The organism is Vibrio sp. 10N.286.45.E10, from assembly GCF_002874195.2.
In the GTDB taxonomy this organism is placed as follows: domain Bacteria; phylum Pseudomonadota; class Gammaproteobacteria; order Enterobacterales; family Vibrionaceae; genus Vibrio; species Vibrio crassostreae.
In genome coordinates this window covers 509,659-531,630 of sequence record NZ_MCWD02000001.1, presented here as the reverse complement: position 1 = coordinate 531,630, position 21,972 = coordinate 509,659, and the positions used below count along the sequence as shown (strand labels likewise).

Here is a 21,972-nt window from a genome sequence, read left to right as displayed (position 1 = left end):
TGGGGTGCTATTATCTTTCGCTCTTTCTACCTACGGCGTTGTTCGAATGAAACCAGTACTTTTTGCTTTCCCTTTAGCCCTCACGATGCTGATGCCCTCAATAGCCTCAGCCAAAGAAACGTGCACCATTGAACAGTTTCAGGCTATAGATATTCAACCTGATGCTAAAGGCGGTGTCTTAGATAAAGAAAGCGGACAGTTCTTGATTACTGAGAAGCCACCAATGCGATGCGCGAACATTACGTTCACGACGTCTACAACACGCAACCGTATCGCAAGCCAAATGAATAGTAATTTTGAAGCAAGCTTTTACGATGGCAAGACGGGTAACTCTCACTCGGTGACTTTTAACGAAGATGAAGTACAAGCAGGTTACATTCGAATTGGTCCAAATAACCCTGTTGAAGCGTATGTTTGCTTTGTCACTTCAGAGACTCCAATCAAAAACATCACCTGTGATGTCAAGTAAACAGGTTTGGGGCTACTAGCTATTGGGTCAACCCTTGTCTCTATAAAGGGCATTTAGAACAACAAGAGATTCCCGACTCGCTCTAGGGAATGACGTACATACCGGAAAGCAAAAAAGCCGTAGCACCTTCTACTACAAAGAGTGCTACGGCTTTCTTTTATGTGGTCGGTGAAGAGCTATTTTGAACATCAGGCGAACCCCACCTAGGTTCAAATCCCATTTCCCTTCCCCTGAAACGACGAAAGCCTGCTCAATGAGCAGGCTTTCTAAATGTTGTAGATGAAGAGCTTGTTTTGAACATCAGGCGAACCCCGCTTGGGTTCTAAACCAAATCAAACCATAAAACCCAAATGCAAAAAAGCCGTAGCATCTCTGCTACGGCTTTCTTTAATGTGGTCGGTGAAGAGGGATTCGAACCCCCGACCCTCTGGTCCCAAACCAGATGCGCTACCAAGCTGCGCTATTCACCGAGATATCTAACTGGCTGATTGCCTGTCGATGGAGCGTATAATACGGATTCTGAATTTATCCGCAAGCGCTTTTTCTCATATTTATTGTGAATTCCAATCGTTCGAACAAAAGACATACAACAACTCGCTTGATGTGACGAAAAACACACAGTTACCAACAAGTATTTAACTTATGAAACAGAATTGATCCAGATCAGTGAATTGATAACACCACTTAATACACTAACCCGTGTCATATAACTTTGAGGTATACACATGGACTTTTGGCTAGATCTCCTATTTGGTAATGCGGTGGGACTATCTTCAATGATAGTAATCTTCGGGGCTCTGGGTCTCATGATGTTTTATGGAGGCTTCTTCATCTACAAAGTTATGACTGAAAAATCTCCTCACTAGAATCGCTCAGCCTAAATCATTTACTTTTAAGCATTGTTTTACTTTATAAGTATTACTTTATTTTATCACTAAATGTAAAAACGCTTTGCACCGGAGCAGACTTATTGTCTTCTCCGGTTTTTTCATTTTTAAACCCAGCCTCAACTTAGGTATACTTACCCTATCCTTCCCAACTTGAGATACACAATATGTCTCATGATGACGACTTAGATCTATTCCAAGAAATGATGGGCGATGTTAAACGTATCGACCATGACACCGCTGAACACCAAAAAGTACACCGAGTCACAGAATCTCACCTTGCTAAGCGTGAAGCCGCTATGTGGCTGTCTGACGACGAGAAAGACTACTTATCATTAGACTATTCGCCAATGATCAAGCCAGACGATGTCGTTGCTTATAAAAAAGACGGTGTACAAGAAGGCGTATACAAAAAGCTGCGCCTAGGCAAATACCCTATTCAAGCCAAGCTCGACCTTCATAGAAAAACACTGAAAGACGCACGTAACGAAGTGCTTTCATTTTTGCGTCAGTGTTTAAGAATGGATGTTCGTACCGTCATCATTGTTCACGGTAAGGGAGAGCGTTCGAACCCACCAGCAATGATGAAAAGCTACGTGGCAAATTGGCTCACGCAAATCAACGACGTTCAATGTGTTCATTCTGCTCAGCAATTTCATGGTGGTACGGGCGCTGTCTATGTCATGCTCAGAAAGAGTAATGAGAAAAAGCTAGAGAACAGAGAGCGCCATCAAAAACGCACCAGTTAATAGGTTGAGATAGATAAACGGGCGAATAACGATTTTGCATCAGGATCGATATTTCGTGCCTAGACTCACACCAAGTGCTAAAATTGCCTCAGTTAACGAATTCCAACTCAAAGCAACTATCCAAAGGTTGCTTTTTGTTTATTTATATTTCCGTTGTGAAACGCTAAGAGAATATCATGTCACAAGAATCCCAAGCTAAACGCCTTAATAAATACATCAGTGAAACTGGTTTTTGCTCACGCCGCGAAGCCGATAAACTCATTGATGCAGGCCGAGTTACTATTAACGGTAAGATCCCTGAGATGGGCACTAAAGTCTTGCCAGGTGATGATGTTGAGATCGACAATAAGCCTGTTCGCTCAAAAGAGAAGCCGATTTACATTGCTCTTAATAAACCAACAGGTATCACCTGTACGACTGAGCGTGATATTCCTGGCAACATCGTCGACTTTATCGGCCACCACAAGCGTATTTTCCCTATTGGCCGCTTAGATAAACCTTCTGATGGCCTTATCTTCTTGACCAACGATGGCGACATCGTAAATAAAATCCTACGTGCAGGTAACAATCACGAGAAAGAATACGTGGTGCGTGTAGATAAGCCGATTACGACTGAGTTTTTGAAGCAAATGGGCGCTGGTGTCCATATTCTCGATACTGTTACCTTGCCATGTAAGGTCGAGAAAGAGACCAAGTTCTCATTCCGAATTACACTAACACAAGGCCTTAACCGCCAAATTCGCCGTATGTGTGAAGCGCTCGGTTACGAAGTATTTAAGCTGCGCCGTGTTCGTATTATGAATATCTCACTAGACGGTATTCCTAACGGCAAATGGCGCTACCTGAGCGACGAAGAGATCACTGAGATCTTGGCGATGTGTGAAGGTTCAGTAAGTACGGAAGATGCGTCAAAAATGAACGCGAAAGGTCAACGTATTCGTAAAGCGACTGACGCGAAACTTTTTGACAGCCGTGAAGAGAACCAAACTTCAACAGCACGTCGCAATCAAAAAGAGAACCGTACTCGCACTTACCGCGGTAACAATGCGGATGAATTCCGTCATGCGCCTAATTCAAAGCGTGGCCGCAATTCGTCGAACGGTGAAAGCGGTGGTAATACCGAGAACTGGAAATCAAACTCTCGTTCAGAGCGCTCTAACTCAGATAGAAACCGTTCGGATCGCAATCGTAACGATCGCGACAATACCGATCGTAGAAGCGGTAAACCGGCAAACCGCAGCCAAAATTCAAACAGACCGAACAAACCTGCACCAAAGCGTGTTGGTGGTACTTTAGGTCTTAAGAAGTAGTCAGAATCAATAAGACGAGACACTCGATATAAAAACGCCCGCTAGATTAGTCTAGCGGGCGTTTTTGTTGGTCATTCGATAGCTTTATCGCCATGATGACGACAATCTATAAACAGAGATCAGCAAACTGGCCGCGAGTGAGCAATGCTAAGTCTTTTGGATCTAACTCAATCTCTAGCCCGCGCTTCCCTGCACTCACACAGATAGTTTCAAAATCGGTAGCGCTTGAATGAACAAAGGTAGGCAGTGCTTTTTTCTGTCCAAGAGGACTAATTCCACCAACAACATAACCCGTGGTTTTCTGAGCAATATCTGGATCAGCCATCTCCGCTTTTTTGCCCTTCGCTGCTTTCGCTGCAAGCTTTAAGTTTAGCTTCTGATCGACAGGAATAACGGCAACCGCCAAATCTTTAGCGACACCGTTCAAACAGAACAACAGCGTTTTGAACACACGTTTTGGGTCCTGACCCAGCGCTTCAACGGCTTCCAATCCATAGTTGGTATTATTCGCATCATGATGATACTGATGCACACAATGAGCGATTTTCTTTTTCTTGGCGAGATTGATTGCAGGGGTCATAACAAATCCAAACGATAGATAAACAAAAAGCGACGCCGAGGCGTCGCTTTAGTTAAATTTATCATGGTGCTAGAGTCAATCTAATTTAGCCCCTATTGACACAATTACTTGTATTCAATTACTTGTAAACCATTTGGCCTGAAGGTGCGTACTTGTTTACGTCAACCGGGCTGTTTGCTTCTAGGTATTCTTTCAGTACTTCAGCGTCAACAAAGCCAGTGTTTACGTAACCAGGGTGGTCAGACAGTTTAGGGTAACCATCACCACCAGCTGCGTTGAAGCTTGGCACCGTGAAGCGGTATGTTTCATCTAAACGTAGCTGTTTACCACCGATGAATACATTCGATACTTCACCGTTTGCCACTGTCATTGAGATACCAGCAAACTGTGCGTAAGCACCAGAATCGATTGGTTTAGTCGCCACTACATTTAGGTAATCTAGAACTTCTTTACCCGTCATGTCTGTGTAAGTCAGGATGTTTGCAAAAGGTTGTACTGTTAGTACGTCTTTGTAAGTCACATCACCGGCTTCAATTGAATCACGTACACCACCAGAGTTCATCACAGCGAAGTCTGCTTTTGCACGCTCCATGTGAGACGTTGCAATCAAACGACCTAGGTTAGTCTGTTGGAAACGAACAACGTTACGGTCGCCTTCAAGCTTGCCATTAGTTTCAGCAATTTGAACTTCTAGCTGTGCTTGACCTTGCTCTTGGAAAGGACGTAGGAATTCAAGTAACTCTGGGTCTTGTGCGATTTCATCTTGAATAAGAACACGTTGCTTCTTACCGTCAATCTTAACTTTCTTCTTAAGGTTAACTGGAATCAGATCGTAGCTCACCATCTCTAGTTCGCCGTTACGGAATTCGTAATCAGCACGGCCTACGTACTTGCCCCACTCATGAGCTTGAACGATGTAAGTACCGTTCTGTACGTCAGGCTTACACTCATCACCCGGCTTGAAGTTTTTCTTCGCTACGTTAGGGCCTTCCATACATACAGGCTCTTGAGAGTGACCACCAACGATCATGTCTAGATCGCCTTCGTTTAGGTAACGAGCGAGTGCAACATCACCCGGAGCGTTAACACCACGTTGGCCATTTTCGTAGTGACCCATGTGAGTCACAGCAAAGATTAGATCCGGTTTTTCTGTTTCTTTAAGTTCAGCGATTAGCTTCTTCGCTTCTTCTTTAGGGTCACGGAAATCTATGCCTGCGATAAATTCAGGGTTACCAATCTTTTGGGTATCTTCAGTTGTTAAACCAATAACCGCAATCTTGATACCTTGCTTTTCAAACATTTCGTACGCTTGGAATTTACGTTCGCCTGTCGCTTTATCGTAGATGTTTGCAGATAACATTGGGAAGTTAGCCCAGTCGATCTGCTTTTGTAGTACGTCTAAAGAGTTATCAAACTCGTGGTTACCCAATGCCATTGCATCGTAACCAATTTTGTTCATACCTTTAAAATCAGGTTCTGCGTCCTGAAGGTCTGACTCTGGAACACCCGTGTTGATGTCACCGCCAGATAGAAGCAACACGCTACCGCCTTCTGCTTCAACTTCTGAACGAAGTTGGTCAACAAGCGTTTTACGCGCAGACATGCCGTATTCGCCGTATTTATTCTGCCAGAAACGACCATGGTTATCGTTTGTGTGAAGAATCGTTAGCTTGTAAGTTTCGTCTTGGTTCCAATCATGAGCTGATTGAGACGCACACCCAGCTAAAGTAGCTAGGATTGCAGCACTTAGTGCTGTCTTTAGAATAAGGCGTTGCTTCATTGTCATACCTTTGAACTTTTTAGGGGAATCCACTGCTTTTTATAATCTATTGCGACCCCTTTCCTGGAGTTCGAACAATAAGACTTCAACATGACTAATCTTAAATTAACATTCTAGATGTAACACGACGATTTCATATTTATGTCGAATTGGTCACGCATAGATCAACAGTTAAGTGTAACAAAATTATGAGATTACACTCAAACTTCCCCTGCATCACAGGCAATCGTTTACTTATAAAGTGTGATGAACATCAGTAATTTACTGTAAACAGGACAGACCTCACACACTCATGGTTATTTCTTAGGGAGTCAAAGATTCTGTTAACAAGGGTTTAATCATCTAGCGCTAATTAGCGCTCAAAAGAACAGATAAGCGCACAACGAAACGAACTGATACCCAGATAAACAAAAACGCCCAACTCTTAGAGTTGGGCGTTTATTTGATATCGTTAAATAACCACTTTAACTAATTTACATTAGCGAGTTATTTAACATCAGCTTCAGCTACTTAATATCGATGTGCTCAAAGCCTTTGATAAGGTCATCCAGTGCTTTCATCTGCTTCAAGAACGGCTCTAGTTTGTCTAGAGGTAGCGCAGATGGGCCATCACAGCGAGCTTGGTCTGGGTTAGGGTGAGCTTCAATGAACAGACCCGCAATACCTGTCGCAAGACCCGCTTTAGCAAGCTCAACCGTTTGCTCACGACGGCCGCCAGATGCAGCACCTGATGGGTCACGCATTTGTAGAGAGTGCGTCACATCGAAGATGATTGGGCTACCGTTTGAAGACTTCTTCATTACGCCAAAGCCAAGCATATCAACTACTAGGTTGTCGTAACCCATGCAAGCGCCACGCTCACAAAGGATGATGTTGTCGTTACCACACTCAGCGAACTTATCAACGATGTTGCCAACTTGGTTCGGGCTCATGAACTGAGGCTTCTTCACGTTGATTACTGCGCCAGTCTTAGCCATTGCTTCAACAAGATCAGTTTGACGAGCTAAGAATGCAGGTAGTTGGATCACATCAACCACATCCGCAACAGGCTGAGCTTGGGCTTCTGTGTGAATATCAGTAATGATCTTCACGCCGAAAGTGTCTTTCAGCTCTTGGAAGATTTTAAGACCTTCTTCCATGCCTGGACCACGGTATGAATGAACTGAGCTTCGATTCGCTTTATCGAAAGACGCCTTAAATACGTAAGGGATGCCCAGCTTCTCTGTTACTTTTACATAGTGCTCACAGATCTGCATAGCGAGATCGCGAGATTCAAGAACGTTCATGCCTGCAAATAGCGTAAATGGCTTGTCGTTAGCAATTGGCATATCGCCAATATGAACTGTTTTCTGTTCCATCATATTCTCTCTAAATAATTATTAATTAGTGAACAACCACTGTCTTTTCGTTCATGACGTTCACTTGAGATTTCAGTAACTCAGATGCAGGGTCATCTGGGCATTGGTCGATAAAGTATTGATAATCCGTTGCAGCCACTTGATGACAGTCTAGCTGCTGATAGATAAAACCGCGGTCACGGATTTCATACGGGTCATCCGGCACAAACGTTAACGCCAGATCGGTACACTTCAATGCAAGTGTATAACGCTCTTCTCGCAGCAGTGCACTCTTGAGCAGAGCTAACCACTTACCAATAATTGTTGGATGGTCGGCGACTTCCAAGTGCTCAGGTTTCACCTTAGCTAATGGGCCATCATGCCCAATTAACCATGCTCGCAACGTTTGTTCGCCAACGTACTCACCGTTATAAGGGTTAATGTAGGCCGCAGCTTGCCCGTACCAGCTTACTTTAAGTAAGAATTGAGTCGGGAAAGAGACGCCCTCTACAGGAAAGCCTAGCTTGCGACCTAGAAAAAGAAAGATCGCCCCCAGACTCACTGGAATGCCTTTCTTTCTCTCAAGCACTTTATCAATGAATGCGTTTTCTGAAGAGAAGTACGCGTCCTTATCGCCAGCAAAACCCCACTCGTAGAAAAATAGTCGAATAAAAGACTCAAACTTCTGCTGTTCGTCGGTTTCATGAACCAAAGCAAACTCAGCTTCTTTAAACAATCTTGCCAGCTCTTGCTCAGCCCAACTGTCTTGGGTTTCTGGGTTAATCGCTTTATTTAAGATCAATGCACCTTCAGCTAATTCTAGCTGGTCAAAGTCTTCATCAAAAAATTCGTACATAGATAGTTAACCGAAAATAAGGAGATAATTAACCGAAAAATGTTGGCGTCTTGGTCATTGCGATTTTGCCTGCCATTGCTAACCAGCCAAGTGCACCGAAGAAAGAGAAAACTCTCAATAGCTTGTTCTTACCTAGCTTAAGTGCAAAGAAGCCCAATGCAATGTAAGCCATAACACAGGTTAGTTTTTCAGTTAACCATGGTGCTGCAGGTGTAAATGGAATAAAGCCGGTGATAAAAATCAAACCAATACCCGATAGCAGTAGCAACGAATCATTGATATGAGGAAAACGCTGCAAGAAAGGATGCTTAAGCTTTGGAGAGTTAGCCATCATAAGAGCGAAACGAATCGAAAGCAGCAGTGCGCTTATCGCAATCGTTAGTAAGTGAAAATGTTTTAAACCTTCGTACATGGTATTCCTTTATATTTTTATATGTGCTTTCGTTAACACGAGCCACACAATACCCGTTAATGCTCTGTATTTCTGCGTTAAATGCATCATCGGGTGAAATGTATTGTCGAGTTAAAGGTATCAATTTAGCAAGTTCATCATCTATTGCTCACAAGACGATTAACCGCAGCCGATGGACAGTCACTATCTATGAACAGTCACTAACTATGAACAGTAACGACCCAATGTCACTCGGTCATTACCACCGTAATCTTTCTCTGTGACAACATCGAGATAACCGAGCGCCTGCATTATCTCACGCACCGCCAAGCCTTGGTCGTAACCGTGTTCAAACGCCAACCAGCCTTCATTTTCCAAAAAGCCACGTGCATTTTCAGAAATATAGCGAATGTCAGCCAGTCCTTTCTCTTCAGCAACCAATGCGGTAATTGGCTCAAAACGCACATCCCCTTGAGATAAATGAGGATCATCTTTCTCAATATAAGGTGGGTTAGAGACAATCAGAGAGAACTTCACAGCTTCTTCAGAGCTCAAAGGCTCAAACCAACTGCCATGTAAAAACGTAGCGTTGGTGATGTTTAAGCGCTTCGCATTTTCTGTCGCCAGCTGCTGCGCTTCAGGGCGAAGATCAATACCCGTTACCTGTCGGTTCGGCATCTCTGACGCCAATGCTAACGCGATAGCACCTGTACCTGTCCCTAAATCTAGAATCGCACCTTGCTTGCCGTAAGTTTTATCCAAAGCCACCTCAACCAAACGCTCAGTATCTGGGCGTGGAATTAAGGTAGAAGGAGAAACTTTTAACGGCAGTGACCAAAACTCACGCTCACCGATAATATAAGCCACAGGCTCACCAGTTAAGCGACGTTTTAGAAGGGCATTGAATTCAGACTCTTGCTCTGAGGTGAGATGCTTCTCAGGCCAAGTCAGTAAGTAAGATCTTGGTTTATCTAAGGCGTGACAAAGCAGTACCGCTGCATCAATAGAGGGTGATGTGTTATCACCCTCTTGAAGCTTTACGATTGCTGCTTTTAAAGCACTTTCAACCGTATATGCTGACTGCATACAGGTTAGTTGTTCTCTGCAAGTGCAGCAAGCTGATCGGCTTGGTGCTCTTGAAGTACAGGATCAAGCAAGCTTTGCATGTCACCTTCAAGTACTTCGTTAAGACGGTAGATAGTAAGGTTGATACGGTGATCCGAAACACGACCTTGTGGGTAGTTGTACGTACGAATACGGTCACTACGGTCACCAGAACCTAATAGGTTACGACGTGTATCAGAAACCGCTGCCGCGCGGCGCTCTTCTTCTGCTTGAACAATACGAGCAGCAAGAACAGCCATCGCTTTCGCTTTGTTTTTATGCTGAGAACGCTCGTCCTGACACTCTACTACTGTACCCGTTGGTAAGTGAGTAATACGGATTGCTGAATCCGTGGTGTTAACGTGCTGACCACCCGCGCCTGATGCACGGAAAGTATCAATTTTAAGATCGCCCGCTTTGATTTCAGGCAGATCAGCTTCTGGGATCTCAGGCATAACTGCAACTGTACATGCTGACGTGTGAACACGGCCTTGAGATTCAGTTTCAGGTACACGTTGTACACGGTGACCGCCCGACTCAAACTTCATGGTGCCGTAAACAGCATCGCCGCTTACCTTAGCGATCATCTCTTTGTAGCCGCCTTGTTCAGAAGCATTGCTGCTCATGATTTCAACGCGCCAACCTTTCTTCTCAGCAAACTTAGAGTACATACGGAACAGGTTGCCCGCGAAGATACCCGCTTCATCACCACCCGCGCCTGCACGGATTTCAAGGAAACAGTTGCGCTCATCGTTTGGATCTTTTGGAATCAGAAGAATCTGTAGCTCATCAGTCAAACGTTCAATCGCCGCTTTTGCGTCTTTGATTTCGTCTTGAGCCATTTCACGCATTTCAGCGTCATCTTCGTTCGCCATATCTTCAGCAGCTTCTAAATCTTCTTGAGCTTGCTGGTATGACTGGAAGCAAGCCGTTACTTCTTCTAGTTGAGAGTACTCTTTAGAAAGTGCACGGAATTTGTCTTGATTCCCGATTACATCTGGATCACCAAGTAGATGTTGAACTTCTTCATAGCGTTCAACAAGTGTTTCAAGCTTTACTAGAATCGAGGCTTTCATAATGTCTTATTCTGTTGGAGGTCTAATATTATTGAGGGTTTTCTAAGCCCAAACTCTGTCTAATGACCATTAATTTTGCAGGTTCTCCTTGCTCTGCTGCACTTTGAAGTGCGCGCGTTGGAGCATGGATCAATTTGTTTGTGAGCTTATTGCTTAGCTCAAGTAAGACTTTTTCAGGGTCACCGCCAGCGGCAAGTGATTGTAAACTCTTACTTAATAATTCTTCTCGGATTTCGTTGGCCGATTTACGGTAGTCACGAATACTGTCTACTGCTTGCAGTGAACGCATCCAACTCATGAATGCCGCACTTTCTTCGCTAACTATTGCTTCCGCTTGAATCGCTTCCACTTTGCGTTGTTCAATGTTGCCATCAACAATCGACTGCAGATCATCCACAGAATAAAGGTAGGCGTCGTTTAATTCGCCGACCTGAGATTCCACATCACGCGGAACCGCAATATCAACCAATAACATAGGTTGATGTTTTCTCGTCTTCAGCGCGGTCTCTACCATACCCTTACCTATAATCGGTAACGGACTGGCGGTTGAGCTGATCACGATATCCGCTCGATGCAGATGATCAGGGATCTCATTTAGGCTGATCACTTCAGCACCAAACTCTTCAGCCAGCCCTAAAGCACGCTCACGAGTTCGGTTAGCCACTATCATCTTGGTACAGCCATTTGCTGAAAGATGCTTAGCCACCAACTCAATCGTTTCACCCGCCCCCACCAATAACACGGTTGAATCGGCAATCGATTCAAATATGTGCTTGGCTAACGTACAAGCTGCGTAAGCAACCGAAACCGCGCTTCCGCCGATCTCCGTTTCAGTTCGAACACGCTTCGCGACAGAGAATGATTTCTGGAACAGTTTTTCCATTGAAGCATCAACAGATTTGTTCTCTCGCGAGTCTGTATAAGCTTGCTTCACCTGACCTAAGATCTGTGGCTCGCCCAATACTAAAGAGTCCAAACCACAAGCTACACGCATTAAATGTTTAATCGCAGCCTGCTCTTCATGGATATAAAGGCTTGGTTTTAGCTCTTCAGGGCTAACTTGATGGAAAACTGACAACCAATCGATCAACTTGTTTTTTGCCACGCCTTTGACGTCACAATACACTTCAGTTCGATTACAGGTAGAAAGTATGACACTTCCATTTACGTGTGCATTTGCGTTAAGTTGCTTGAGTGCCTCAGATAATTTATCTGGACCAAAAGCGACTTTTTCTCGCAATTCAACCGACGCTGTATTGTGATTGATACCTACGGCAAGCAAAGACATGTATCAGAAGTTCTCGATCAGGGAATGGAAACAAGGGGCGAATTTTACTTGATGCATGGCTCTATTTAAAGAGCAAGCGGGATTTGTTTTCCTGACTTCGTGAATTCAATGCTATAGTTGAAGCGTTTTTTAGATAAATTTGAACAAGTTGTGAGCAAATATGAGCAAGCTTCTCAAAATCACGTCTCTTATTTTTATGACCATAATTATGGTGGGTTGCTCGTCTATCCCAGAACAACCAACCAGCGTCGAGTGGCAAAGTCACCAAGATCGGCTTTTACAGATAGAAAACTATCAAGCGTCAGGCAAGCTCGCTTACATTTCCCCAGAGCAACGCCAAAGCCTCAATTTCATTTGGAAGCACTCTCCAAATAAAAGTCAATTAAGGCTTACGACGTTTCTCGGTCAAACCGCATTGAACCTAACCATTGATCCATCGGGTGCAAAAGTCGTGACCTATGATGACCAAATCTTTACTCATGCGAGTGCTTCAATCTTGGTTGAGCAGCTGACAGGCTTACAGATCCCCATTGATCATCTACCACAATGGTTCCTTGGCATTCCAGACCAAGCCGATTCCTATCAACTCAACAGCACCAACACGCTTGAATCTCTGTCCAAACAAGTCAGCAGTCAATTATGGACACTGAATTTTGCTAACTATCGCAATACAGAGATGCCGAGTAAGCAACTATCGAATGAAGACAACGCAAAAGTAGAGACAATCCCACTCCCTACTCGATTGTCATTCAAGCAAAACGAGAACAAAATCAACATTGTAGTTTCGAAGTGGACACTGAAAAAATGATAACAACGCCAACCCATTGGCCCTCTCCGGCTAAACTGAATTTATTTCTCTATATCACTGGTCGACGTGACAATGGCTATCACGAACTTCAAACCTTATTTCAGTTTGTCGATTTTGGTGATGAACTGACGGTCACTGCAAATAAAAAAACAAGTGCGATCACAATAAGCCCTGCAATTCCGGGCGTTGCTACAGAAGACAACCTTATTTGGAAAGCGGCTACGGCCCTTCAACAATACACATCGACCTCTTTCGGTGCGGATATTGAACTCAAGAAAGTGCTGCCTATGGGTGGTGGTATTGGTGGAGGCTCTTCAAACGCAGCAACCGTGTTGGTCGCCCTGAATTATTTATGGCAACTCAACCTCTCGGATGATCAGCTCGCTAAGATCGGTTTGAAGCTTGGTGCTGACGTTCCTGTCTTCGTTCGAGGCTACGCCGCCTTTGCTGAAGGCGTTGGAGAACAGCTACAGCCAGCTAATCCGGATGAGAAATGGTATCTTGTGGTTAAACCTCAAGTGAGCATAGCAACTGTAGACATATTCACACATTCAGAATTAACTCGAAACACGCCAAAGCGAGCGCTATCAACGCTTCTAGAGCAAGAATACGTAAACGATTGCGAAAAAATTGTGCGAATGCTGTACCCAGAGGTTGATAAGCAACTTTCATGGCTGCTACAATACGCGCCGTCGAGATTGACTGGCACAGGTTCGTGCGTTTTTGCTGAATTTAACAGCGAAAAAGACGCCGAATTGGTGCGAGAACAACTGCCTGACACAGTTTCCGCTTTCGTAGCGAAAGGAAGAAACATTTCTCCTTTAAAAGAAACTCTGGCTGAATACCAATCAGCCCACCCACAATCTATTTAAAACTGGACGCAACCCGAGGTTTCCACCGTGCCTGATATGAAGCTATTTGCTGGTAACGCAACACCTGAACTAGCCCAACGTATTGCTGATCGTCTATACATCTCTCTTGGCGATGCTACTGTAGACCGTTTTTCTGATGGCGAAGTCGCTGTTCAAATCAATGAAAACGTTCGTGGTAGCGATGTATTCCTGATTCAATCAACTTGTGCACCAACCAATGACAACCTTATGGAATTGGTGGTAATGATTGACGCAATGCGCCGTGCTTCTGCTGGCCGTATTACTGCTGTAATCCCTTACTTCGGTTATGCCCGTCAAGATCGTCGTGTACGTTCTGCTCGTGTGCCAATTACTGCAAAAGTTGTTGCAGATTTCCTTTCTAACGTTGGCGTTGACCGCGTTCTTACTATCGACCTACACGCAGAGCAAATCCAAGGCTTCTTCGATGTACCAGTTGATAACATCTTCGGTACTCCAGTTCTTCTAGAAGACATGGCTAACCGTGGCCTAGAAAACCCAGTTGTGGTTTCTCCAGACCTTGGTGGTGTTGTACGTGCTCGTGCAACGGCTAAAGCGCTAGGTGATGTTGACATCGCTATCGTTGATAAGCGTCGTCCACGTGCTAACGTTTCTGAAGTAATGAACCTAATCGGTGATGTTGAAGGCCGTGACTGTGTTATCGTTGATGACATGATCGATACAGGTGGCACACTATGTAAAGCAGCTGAAGCACTTAAAGAGCGCGGTGCTAAGCGTGTATTCGCTTACGCAACTCACGCTGTTTTCTCTGGTACTGCTGCGAACAACATCAAGAACTCTGTTCTAGACCAAGTTATCGTAACGGATTCTATCTCTCTATCTCCAGAGATGGCTGCGACTGGTAAAGTGACAACACTTAGCCTTTCTCGCATGCTTGCTGAAGCGATTCGTCGTATCAGCAACGAAGAATCAATCTCAGCGATGTTCAACTAATCAGAGCTCAATAGCTTTGTTTTAGAAACACGTGAGAGAAAAACATTAAGCACTTCATTCAATGAAGTGCTTTTTTTATGTCTGAGTAATATTGCCCTACTAGTTATCACAAACAGGAATAATCGCGCAGCTATCAGCTAGCTCGCACCTTTTTCATAAACTGTGATATCATACGGCGCTTTTTGAAATCCCAAGAGAGATCCATACCTTGAGCCAACAAATAAAACTTCTCGTTGGACTGGCTAATCCAGGTCCAGAATACGCCAAAACTCGCCACAATGCGGGTGCTTGGGTAGTTGAAGAATTAGCGCGTGTACATAACGTGACACTAAAGAACGAACCAAAGTTCTTTGGCCTAACGGGTCGTATCATGGTTCACGGTGAAGATCTTCGTTTGCTGATCCCAACTACTTTTATGAACTTGTCAGGCAAAGCAGTTGCAGCCTTAGCAAAGTTCTACCAAATTAAACCTGAAGAGATCATGGTCGCTCACGACGAGTTAGATCTGCCTCCTGGTATTGGAAAGTTTAAAAAAGGTGGTGGTCATGGTGGACATAATGGTCTGAAAGACATCATCAGCAAACAGGGTAACAATAAAGAATTCTATCGTCTTAGATTAGGCATTGGCCATCCAGGACACAAAGATAAAGTTGCAGGTTATGTATTAGGCAAAGCTCCTCAAAAAGAGCAAGAGTGTATCGAGGCCGTCGTTGACGAATCGGTTCGCAGCCTAGACATCTTATTGAAAGATGGCCTACCAAAAGCACAAAATCGCTTACATACGTTCAAAGCAGAATAAGGTTTATATCATGGGTTTTAAATGTGGCATCGTTGGTCTACCAAACGTTGGTAAGTCAACTCTGTTTAACGCACTGACTAAAGCAGGCATCGAAGCAGCAAACTTTCCATTTTGTACGATCGAACCAAACACAGGTATCGTTCCGGTTCCAGATCTACGCTTAGATGCATTAGCAAAAATTGTTAATCCACAGAAGATCCTTCCAACGACAATGGAATTCGTAGATATCGCGGGCCTAGTAGCTGGCGCATCTAAAGGTGAAGGTCTTGGTAACAAATTCCTAGCTAACATCCGTGAAACTGACGCTATCGGTCACGTTGTGCGCTGCTTTGAAAATGAAAACATTGTTCACGTTGCTGGCAAAGTATCTCCAATCGAAGATATCGAAGTGATCAACCTTGAACTTGCACTGGCTGACTTAGACAGTTGTGAGCGTGCAATTCAACGTAACGCGAAGAAAGCAAAAGGCGGCGACAAAGACGCTAAATTCGAAATCACTGTACTAGAAAAGCTACTTCCAGTTCTAACAGAAGGTGGGATGGCGCGTACTGTTGAACTTGGCAAAGAAGAAGCGGCAGCAATCGGCTACCTAAACTTCCTAACGCTTAAGCCAACAATGTACATCGCAAACGTTGCAGAAGATGGTTTTGAAAATAACCCATACCTAGACGCTGTTCGTGAATACGCTGAAAACGAAAACAACGTAGTTGTTGCTGTTTGTGCAGCAATCGAATCTGAGCTTTCTGAACTTGACGACGAAGATCGCGAAGAGTTCCTAGCGGATATGGGTATCGAAGAGCCAGGTCTTAACCGAGTGATCCGCTCTGGTTACGAACTACTGACTCTTCAAACTTACTTCACAGCTGGCGTTAAAGAAGTTCGTGCTTGGACAATCCCTGTAGGTGCAACTGCGCCACAAGCAGCGGGTAAGATCCACACAGACTTCGAGAAAGGTTTCATCCGTGCTGAAGTTGTTGGATTTGATCACTTCATCGAATTTAACGGTGAGAGCGGAGCGAAAGACGCAGGTAAATGGCGCCTTGAAGGTAAAGAATACATTGTTAAAGATGGTGACGTTGTTCACTTCCGCTTCAACGTATAATTCTGATTAAACATCTAGAAAAAAGGCCAGTGAATTCACTGGCCTTTTTGTTTTTCCCCTTTCTAAATTGCCCCTCATCAGAAACTTAACTTCCTATATATATCGCCTTTTTGACCTGTTTTTTGTCGACAAATACGCCTCTTTGCCTAAAAAGAAACCGAACAGATGTTTATTCGCGATTTATTCAAAAAAAAAGTTGACGGGTTTCGCTCAACTACGCATAATGCGCCCCGTTCACAACGAAGCGACAACGTCTCGAAATGAACGACAATTTGGAAATGGCTACTTAGCTCAGTTGGTTAGAGCACATCACTCATAATGATGGGGTCGCAGGTTCAAATCCCGCAGTAGCCACCATTTCCTAAGCACTCTGTTTGTTATTAAATACATGTTTATTAACGACAAGAGTTTTTAGGAAAGTAAAGCGGTCGTGGCGGAATTGGTAGACGCACCAGATTTAGGTTCTGGCGCCGAGAGGTGTGAGAGTTCAAGTCTCTCCGACCGCACCATATTGAGATATCTTAAGTGATATCATTGTTGGGCTATCGCCAAGCGGTAAGGCACTGGCTTTTGATGCCAGCATTCCCTGGTTCGAATCCAGGTAGCCCAGCCACTATTTAAAGTGTAATTATCTTTAAAAAGATAATGGCATTGGAAGCGAGATTATATTATATTACTTCGCTCTCAGATGGCTACTTAGCTCAGTTGGTTAGAGCACATCACTCATAATGATGGGGTCGCAGGTTCAAATCCCGCAGTAGCCACCATTCTTTCTTTATGAAAGAAGAACAAACAACGTTATATTGAATCACCAATGTCGATATAACTATACTCTTCGCTAGAGTAAAAGCTTTGCTGCGGTCGTGGCGGAATTGGTAGACGCACCAGATTTAGGTTCTGGCGCCGAGAGGTGTGAGAGTTCAAGTCTCTCCGACCGCACCATTATTTAGATATCTTAAATGATATCATTGTTGGGCTATCGCCAAGCGGTAAGGCACTGGCTTTTGATGCCAGCATTCCCTGGTTCGAATCCAGGTAGCCCAGCCATTACAACGTTACTTAGACAAACCATAAGTCTTCTTAACTATACTCTTCGCTAGAGTAAAAGCTTTGCTGCGGTCGTGGCGGAATTGGTAGACGCACCAGATTTAGGTTCTGGCGCCGAGAGGTGTGAGAGTTCAAGTCTCTCCGACCGCACCATTATTTAGATATCTTAAGTGATATCATTGTTGGGCTATCGCCAAGCGGTAAGGCACTGGCTTTTGATGCCAGCATTCCCTGGTTCGAATCCAGGTAGCCCAGCCACTATTTAAAACTCTTTGTTTTTACTTAGCTTGTTTTAAAGTTAAATAGAAAACTAAGAGCACAACGTTACATCGAATCACCAATATCGATATAACTATAAAGATTTGCTGCGGTCGTGGCGGAATTGGTAGACGCACCAGATTTAGGTTCTGGCGCCGAGAGGTGTGAGAGTTCAAGTCTCTCCGACCGCACCATTATTTAGATATCTTAAGTGATATCATTGTTGGGCTATCGCCAAGCGGTAAGGCACTGGCTTTTGATGCCAGCATTCCCTGGTTCGAATCCAGGTAGCCCAGCCACTATTTAAACTCTTTGTTTTATTACTTAAGTAGTTAACTAAGAGCACAACGTTACATCGAATCACCAATGTCGATATAACTATAAAGATTTGCTGCGGTCGTGGCGGAATTGGTAGACGCACCAGATTTAGGTTCTGGCGCCGAGAGGTGTGAGAGTTCAAGTCTCTCCGACCGCACCATTATTTAGATATCTTAAGTGATATCATTGTTGGGCTATCGCCAAGCGGTAAGGCACTGGCTTTTGATGCCAGCATTCCCTGGTTCGAATCCAGGTAGCCCAGCCACTATTTAAACTCTTTGTTTTATTACTTAAGTAATTAACTAAGAGCACAACGTTACATCGAATCACCAATGTCGATATAACTATAAAGCTTTGCTGCGGTCGTGGCGGAATTGGTAGACGCACCAGATTTAGGTTCTGGCGCCGAGAGGTGTGAGAGTTCAAGTCTCTCCGACCGCACCATTATTTCTCTTTAATTAGAGAACAAATAGTGAATCTATTAGATTTATTATGGCTACTTAGCTCAGTTGGTTAGAGCACATCACTCATAATGATGGGGTCGCAGGTTCAAATCCCGCAGTAGCCACCACTTATACAACGTCTTATTGAAGCACCAATATTCGATATGACTATAAAGATTTGCTGCGGTCGTGGCGGAATTGGTAGACGCACCAGATTTAGGTTCTGGCGCCGAGAGGTGTGAGAGTTCAAGTCTCTCCGACCGCACCATTATTTAGATATCTTAAATGATATCATTGTTGGGCTATCGCCAAGCGGTAAGGCACTGGCTTTTGATGCCAGCATTCCCTGGTTCGAATCCAGGTAGCCCAGCCACTATTTAAACTCTTTGTTTTATTACTTAAGTAGTTAACTAAGAGCACAACGTTACATCGAATCACCAATGTCGATATAACTATAAAGCTTTGCTGCGGTCGTGGCGGAATTGGTAGACGCACCAGATTTAGGTTCTGGCGCCGAGAGGTGTGAGAGTTCAAGTCTCTCCGACCGCACCATTATTTCTCTTTAATTAGAGAACAAATAATGAATCTATTAGATTTATTATGGCTACTTAGCTCAGTTGGTTAGAGCACATCACTCATAATGATGGGGTCGCAGGTTCAAATCCCGCAGTAGCCACCACTTATACAATGTCTTATTGAAGCACCAATATTCGATATGACTACAAAGATTTGCTGCGGTCGTGGCGGAATTGGTAGACGCACCAGATTTAGGTTCTGGCGCCGAGAGGTGTGAGAGTTCAAGTCTCTCCGACCGCACCATCATTGAATGAAACCCAGCTTTTTAGCTGGGTTTTGTTTTATCTGGAATATGTAAATCTGATAACTCCGTCACCAAGTATTTCTCTCTATCTAATCACTTCATGACTTTTTTATAAGACAATGTCTGCTCCATTTTCTAATTGAGTATGACTTCCCTATGAAAAACCTCACTCTAACGATCGGTTGCTACACAGACACTCCCAGTAAAAGCCAAGGCGTATATCAGGCTCAATTAGACTTGGAAAGCGGAAAGCTATTACCTTTAGAGCTCGTTGCAGAGTGCACTAACCCGTCTTTTGTCGTAGCGACAAAACTTGGCATCTATACCGCGTCTGAAATTGATCAGCCAAAACAGCCGCAGCTGATTCATATTCCTAGCCCTAACTCAAAGACGGTTAAGAACTCCGGTACTATCGCTGGCGGTCACCCCTGTCACATCACGATAGATCCACACAATAAGTTTGCTATCACGTCGCAATACTCATCAGGCACATTCGATATTTTTAGCTTAAGTATCAATGGCAACATCGATAAGCGCCTCAAAACAATCAAGATGGTTGGTTCCGGGCCAAACAAAGAGAGACAAACTAGCCCGCACGCCCACCAATGTCTGTTCTTACAAAACTCGCCACAGTTTGTGACTGTCGATCTCGGCACCGATCGAATCAACTTCTATTGCTTCGATGAAGAACAGGAAGAGTTTCTAGACGGGCCTATGCAGTCTATTAAAGTGCCAGCTGGCAATGGACCTCGCCATTTAATCTTTAACAAAGCAGAAGACAGAGCCTATGTGATCTGCGAGCTCTCTGAATCAATACTTATGTTGGAAAAGGTTTTGGGTGTATGGAATATCGTAGAAGAAATTGATGCGCTTCCCAATATGGAGAAAGGAGAAGCTACGGCTGCGATAAAACTATCGCCGGATGAGCAATTCCTCTATGTATCTTGTCGACACCAATCAAGGATCAGTTGCTTCAGAATCGAGCCTACAACAAAAATGCCTATTTTTATTGATAGCTATAATACTGAAGGCAACTTCCCTCGCGATTTTCATATTACTGACTGCGGACGATGGGTTATCGCAGCAAACCAACACTCCAATAACATCACCTCATTCAAACGAAATAATGAGGATGGGTCTTTGGTTTATACAGGATACTCTTTAGAGATCGATGCACCGGTTTGCGTTACACAGCAGTTATAGCACTCAGCACCAAACAAAAAAGGAGAGCATCTGCTCTCCTTCTCTATATAGATAATCTGAACTAATAAATTAAAGGCCTAAGGCGTATTTCAATACTTGGGTTTTAATCGGCCCAGAGTTCTCTGCTAATTTTAGCGCAGCATTACGTGCAAACTTGAGCGGACCAATGTCGTTGCTGAATGTCTTGTAGAAAAAATCCATGCCACTCTGCATCATTAGGTTGTCGCCTCTTCTCATCACTTCATAACGTCTTGCTACAAACTGATTCAATTCACCCTTTTCGTTGGTGACATCCAACAGTACTGATACATCTTTAAAGCCTAAGTTAACACCCTGCCCTGCCAATGGGTTGATCGTATGTGCAGAGTCCCCGACTAAAATACAGTTATTCTTCGAATATGATTGAGCATGACGTCGTGTCAGAGGAAAATAACCCGAATTCAAGACTTTAATATCACCTAACTCTTTAGGAAAGTGAGAAAGTACTTCGTTACGTAGTTTTTCAGGGGTCATTGCTGACAGTTGCTTAATACGCAGTGGAGAATCATACCAAACTAATGACCCCTGCCCGATTTCTTGACCGTCAGAGGTTAGAGAACACAAAGGCAAAAATGAACGAGGACCACTTGGTAAAAATTGCTGCCAAGTAATATCTTGCTGAGGCTGCTCGGTTTCTACGTTGATAAGCATACAGTGCTGGCGGTAGTCCCAAGCAGTAATACCGATACCAGCTTGTTGACGAACGGCTGAATTGGCGCCATCCGCGCCAATCACCCATTTCGCGGATAGCTCAGCCCCAGATTGAAGCTTAACGATATTGATTTCACCAAACTCAATCTCATCGAGCTTTTCTGGACATAGCAATTCGAGGTTGTCGTGTTCAGCAAATTGAGACCATAAACCTAATTGAATGAGTCTGTTCTCAACGATATAGCCCAAACGAGGAAGGTCCAGTGATGCAGCATCAAACCGAGTACGACACTCTGGGTGTTCCCACGTCTCTAAACGCTTATATGAACACACTCGCATCGCTGCAATACTTCGCCATGCACCAAGATCTTCAAGCAACTCGACCGATGCTTGAGAAATCGCTGACACACGAATGTCCATCGTTTGTGACTCATCAAAAGCTTGTGGGGCAAAACCTTCGATTACCGCAACACTCAGACCTTGCTTTGCAAAACCGATAGCTGTTGCTGCGCCAACCATGCCGCCACCGACTACTACAATATCGTAACTGTTCATATTTTGTACTTATCAGTTTGATTCTTTGACTGTTTTTGATTGTACTTTTTCATAACTAACTTGTAACCAAAAACCTTATTCGAAAAAAGGGTTATCCCTTATGGCATATGGCGTTAACGATAATAAAAGCCACTACATAAGAGATTTGTTCAGACTACTAGTCAGTCGGTTTTGAAACCAGTACAATACGCCGCTTGCCGCTAGAGCCTGTCATAAAATTGAATACTGAATTATGACATATGGAGCTAGCGGATGAAT

At 44.0% G+C, this 21,972-nt stretch carries 19 protein-coding genes and 20 tRNA genes; 29 read left to right on the top strand and 10 right to left on the bottom strand.

Features of this window, described 5'->3' with window-relative positions; all coding sequences use genetic code 11:
• The first annotated feature begins 46 nt into the window (after window positions 1-46).
• The gene (locus tag BCU34_RS02295) at window positions 47-469 is read left to right on the top strand and encodes a hypothetical protein (RefSeq protein ID WP_048669169.1); all 423 of its coding nucleotides are present in this window, start codon (window positions 47-49) and stop codon (window positions 467-469) included.
• Window positions 470-862: 393 nt separating this feature from the next.
• On the opposite strand, the gene BCU34_RS02290 is transcribed toward BCU34_RS02295, so the two are convergent.
• Window positions 863-939, bottom strand: a tRNA-Pro gene (locus tag BCU34_RS02290).
• A 255-nt stretch (window positions 940-1,194) separates the two neighbouring features.
• Between BCU34_RS02290 and BCU34_RS02285 the strand changes: the two genes are divergently transcribed.
• The 3 genes from BCU34_RS02285 to rluF all read left to right on the top strand — a co-directional run bounded on the left by BCU34_RS02285 (window position 1,195) and on the right by rluF (window position 3,415).
• The gene (locus tag BCU34_RS02285) at window positions 1,195-1,335 is read left to right on the top strand and encodes a DUF3149 domain-containing protein (protein WP_017062321.1); all 141 of its coding nucleotides are present in this window, start codon (window positions 1,195-1,197) and stop codon (window positions 1,333-1,335) included.
• Between the two features lie 188 nt (window positions 1,336-1,523).
• Window positions 1,524-2,105: a DNA endonuclease SmrA gene (gene smrA / locus BCU34_RS02280; protein ID WP_017062320.1), complete on the top strand. Its 582-nt coding sequence runs from the start codon at window positions 1,524-1,526 to the stop codon at window positions 2,103-2,105.
• Window positions 2,106-2,281: 176 nt separating this feature from the next.
• Window positions 2,282-3,415 carry a 23S rRNA pseudouridine(2604) synthase RluF gene (rluF, locus tag BCU34_RS02275; protein ID WP_102479136.1) on the top strand — a complete coding sequence of 378 codons (1,134 nt, stop codon included), beginning with the start codon at window positions 2,282-2,284 and terminating at the stop codon, window positions 3,413-3,415.
• A 106-nt stretch (window positions 3,416-3,521) separates the two neighbouring features.
• Here rluF and ybaK read toward each other — a convergent pair whose 3' ends face one another.
• From ybaK to hemA, 8 genes are all read right to left on the bottom strand, one after another.
• Window positions 3,522-3,995 carry a Cys-tRNA(Pro) deacylase gene (ybaK, locus tag BCU34_RS02270; RefSeq protein WP_102479137.1) on the bottom strand — a complete coding sequence of 158 codons (474 nt, stop codon included), beginning with the start codon at window positions 3,993-3,995 and terminating at the stop codon, window positions 3,522-3,524.
• A gap of 118 nt (window positions 3,996-4,113) precedes the next feature.
• A complete protein-coding gene (gene ushA / locus BCU34_RS02265; RefSeq protein ID WP_048659781.1) occupies window positions 4,114-5,775 on the bottom strand; it encodes a bifunctional UDP-sugar hydrolase/5'-nucleotidase UshA in 1,662 nt (553 codons plus the stop codon).
• Between the two features lie 506 nt (window positions 5,776-6,281).
• On the bottom strand, window positions 6,282-7,136 hold the full coding sequence (kdsA, locus tag BCU34_RS02260; protein WP_017069619.1) for a 3-deoxy-8-phosphooctulonate synthase: 855 nt from the start codon (window positions 7,134-7,136) through the stop codon (window positions 6,282-6,284).
• A 22-nt stretch (window positions 7,137-7,158) separates the two neighbouring features.
• Window positions 7,159-7,968 carry a SirB1 family protein gene (locus tag BCU34_RS02255; protein ID WP_017069620.1) on the bottom strand — a complete coding sequence of 270 codons (810 nt, stop codon included), beginning with the start codon at window positions 7,966-7,968 and terminating at the stop codon, window positions 7,159-7,161.
• A gap of 28 nt (window positions 7,969-7,996) precedes the next feature.
• Window positions 7,997-8,380 carry a SirB2 family protein gene (locus tag BCU34_RS02250; RefSeq protein ID WP_009848726.1) on the bottom strand — a complete coding sequence of 128 codons (384 nt, stop codon included), beginning with the start codon at window positions 8,378-8,380 and terminating at the stop codon, window positions 7,997-7,999.
• A gap of 204 nt (window positions 8,381-8,584) precedes the next feature.
• A complete protein-coding gene (prmC, locus tag BCU34_RS02245) occupies window positions 8,585-9,445 on the bottom strand; it encodes a peptide chain release factor N(5)-glutamine methyltransferase (protein ID WP_102431677.1) in 861 nt (286 codons plus the stop codon).
• A 5-nt stretch (window positions 9,446-9,450) separates the two neighbouring features.
• Window positions 9,451-10,539: a peptide chain release factor 1 gene (prfA, locus tag BCU34_RS02240; RefSeq protein WP_102479138.1), complete on the bottom strand. Its 1,089-nt coding sequence runs from the start codon at window positions 10,537-10,539 to the stop codon at window positions 9,451-9,453.
• Between the two features lie 28 nt (window positions 10,540-10,567).
• Window positions 10,568-11,827: a glutamyl-tRNA reductase gene (hemA, locus tag BCU34_RS02235; RefSeq protein ID WP_048659779.1), complete on the bottom strand. Its 1,260-nt coding sequence runs from the start codon at window positions 11,825-11,827 to the stop codon at window positions 10,568-10,570.
• Window positions 11,828-11,987: 160 nt separating this feature from the next.
• Here hemA and lolB point away from each other — a divergent pair, with 160 nt between their 5' ends.
• From lolB to BCU34_RS02110, 25 genes are all read left to right on the top strand, one after another.
• On the top strand, window positions 11,988-12,635 hold the full coding sequence (gene lolB / locus BCU34_RS02230; RefSeq protein ID WP_102431676.1) for a lipoprotein insertase outer membrane protein LolB: 648 nt from the start codon (window positions 11,988-11,990) through the stop codon (window positions 12,633-12,635).
• Window positions 12,632-13,507 carry a 4-(cytidine 5'-diphospho)-2-C-methyl-D-erythritol kinase gene (gene ispE, locus BCU34_RS02225; protein ID WP_048669175.1) on the top strand — a complete coding sequence of 292 codons (876 nt, stop codon included), beginning with the start codon at window positions 12,632-12,634 and terminating at the stop codon, window positions 13,505-13,507. The genes lolB and ispE overlap by 4 nt, the downstream gene beginning before the upstream one ends.
• Window positions 13,508-13,534: 27 nt before the next feature.
• Window positions 13,535-14,479 (top strand): ribose-phosphate pyrophosphokinase, encoded by a 945-nt coding sequence (locus BCU34_RS02220; RefSeq protein WP_004739814.1) that lies wholly within the window; start codon window positions 13,535-13,537, stop codon window positions 14,477-14,479.
• Between the two features lie 208 nt (window positions 14,480-14,687).
• A complete protein-coding gene (gene pth, locus BCU34_RS02215; RefSeq protein ID WP_004739815.1) occupies window positions 14,688-15,278 on the top strand; it encodes an aminoacyl-tRNA hydrolase in 591 nt (196 codons plus the stop codon).
• A 10-nt stretch (window positions 15,279-15,288) separates the two neighbouring features.
• A complete protein-coding gene (gene ychF, locus BCU34_RS02210) occupies window positions 15,289-16,380 on the top strand; it encodes a redox-regulated ATPase YchF (RefSeq protein WP_010439159.1) in 1,092 nt (363 codons plus the stop codon).
• 280 nt (window positions 16,381-16,660) lie between these two features.
• A tRNA-Met gene (locus BCU34_RS02205) sits at window positions 16,661-16,737 on the top strand.
• A gap of 67 nt (window positions 16,738-16,804) precedes the next feature.
• Window positions 16,805-16,889, top strand: a tRNA-Leu gene (locus BCU34_RS02200).
• A gap of 29 nt (window positions 16,890-16,918) precedes the next feature.
• Window positions 16,919-16,993, top strand: a tRNA-Gln gene (locus BCU34_RS02195).
• A gap of 77 nt (window positions 16,994-17,070) precedes the next feature.
• Window positions 17,071-17,147, top strand: a tRNA-Met gene (locus tag BCU34_RS02190).
• Between the two features lie 90 nt (window positions 17,148-17,237).
• A tRNA-Leu gene (locus BCU34_RS02185) sits at window positions 17,238-17,322 on the top strand.
• A gap of 30 nt (window positions 17,323-17,352) precedes the next feature.
• Window positions 17,353-17,427: transfer RNA gene (locus BCU34_RS02180), tRNA-Gln, on the top strand.
• Window positions 17,428-17,495: 68 nt separating this feature from the next.
• A tRNA-Leu gene (locus tag BCU34_RS02175) sits at window positions 17,496-17,580 on the top strand.
• A 30-nt stretch (window positions 17,581-17,610) separates the two neighbouring features.
• A tRNA-Gln gene (locus BCU34_RS02170) sits at window positions 17,611-17,685 on the top strand.
• A 109-nt stretch (window positions 17,686-17,794) separates the two neighbouring features.
• Window positions 17,795-17,879, top strand: a tRNA-Leu gene (locus BCU34_RS02165).
• 30 nt (window positions 17,880-17,909) lie between these two features.
• Window positions 17,910-17,984, top strand: a tRNA-Gln gene (locus BCU34_RS02160).
• A gap of 94 nt (window positions 17,985-18,078) precedes the next feature.
• A tRNA-Leu gene (locus BCU34_RS02155) sits at window positions 18,079-18,163 on the top strand.
• A 30-nt stretch (window positions 18,164-18,193) separates the two neighbouring features.
• Window positions 18,194-18,268, top strand: a tRNA-Gln gene (locus BCU34_RS02150).
• A 94-nt stretch (window positions 18,269-18,362) separates the two neighbouring features.
• A tRNA-Leu gene (locus BCU34_RS02145) sits at window positions 18,363-18,447 on the top strand.
• Between the two features lie 50 nt (window positions 18,448-18,497).
• Window positions 18,498-18,574: transfer RNA gene (locus BCU34_RS02140), tRNA-Met, on the top strand.
• 55 nt (window positions 18,575-18,629) lie between these two features.
• Window positions 18,630-18,714: transfer RNA gene (locus tag BCU34_RS02135), tRNA-Leu, on the top strand.
• 30 nt (window positions 18,715-18,744) lie between these two features.
• Window positions 18,745-18,819 (top strand) — tRNA-Gln (locus BCU34_RS02130).
• A 94-nt stretch (window positions 18,820-18,913) separates the two neighbouring features.
• Window positions 18,914-18,998, top strand: a tRNA-Leu gene (locus tag BCU34_RS02125).
• 50 nt (window positions 18,999-19,048) lie between these two features.
• Window positions 19,049-19,125: transfer RNA gene (locus BCU34_RS02120), tRNA-Met, on the top strand.
• A gap of 55 nt (window positions 19,126-19,180) precedes the next feature.
• A tRNA-Leu gene (locus BCU34_RS02115) sits at window positions 19,181-19,265 on the top strand.
• A 157-nt stretch (window positions 19,266-19,422) separates the two neighbouring features.
• Window positions 19,423-20,469 (top strand): lactonase family protein, encoded by a 1,047-nt coding sequence (locus BCU34_RS02110; RefSeq protein WP_102480002.1) that lies wholly within the window; start codon window positions 19,423-19,425, stop codon window positions 20,467-20,469.
• 69 nt (window positions 20,470-20,538) lie between these two features.
• Here the strand turns inward: BCU34_RS02110 and BCU34_RS02105 are convergent, their stop codons facing one another.
• Window positions 20,539-21,714, bottom strand: coding sequence for a 2-octaprenyl-3-methyl-6-methoxy-1,4-benzoquinol hydroxylase (locus BCU34_RS02105; RefSeq protein ID WP_102480765.1), 1,176 nt, complete (start codon window positions 21,712-21,714; stop codon window positions 20,539-20,541).
• Between the last annotated feature and the right edge of the window lie 258 nt (window positions 21,715-21,972).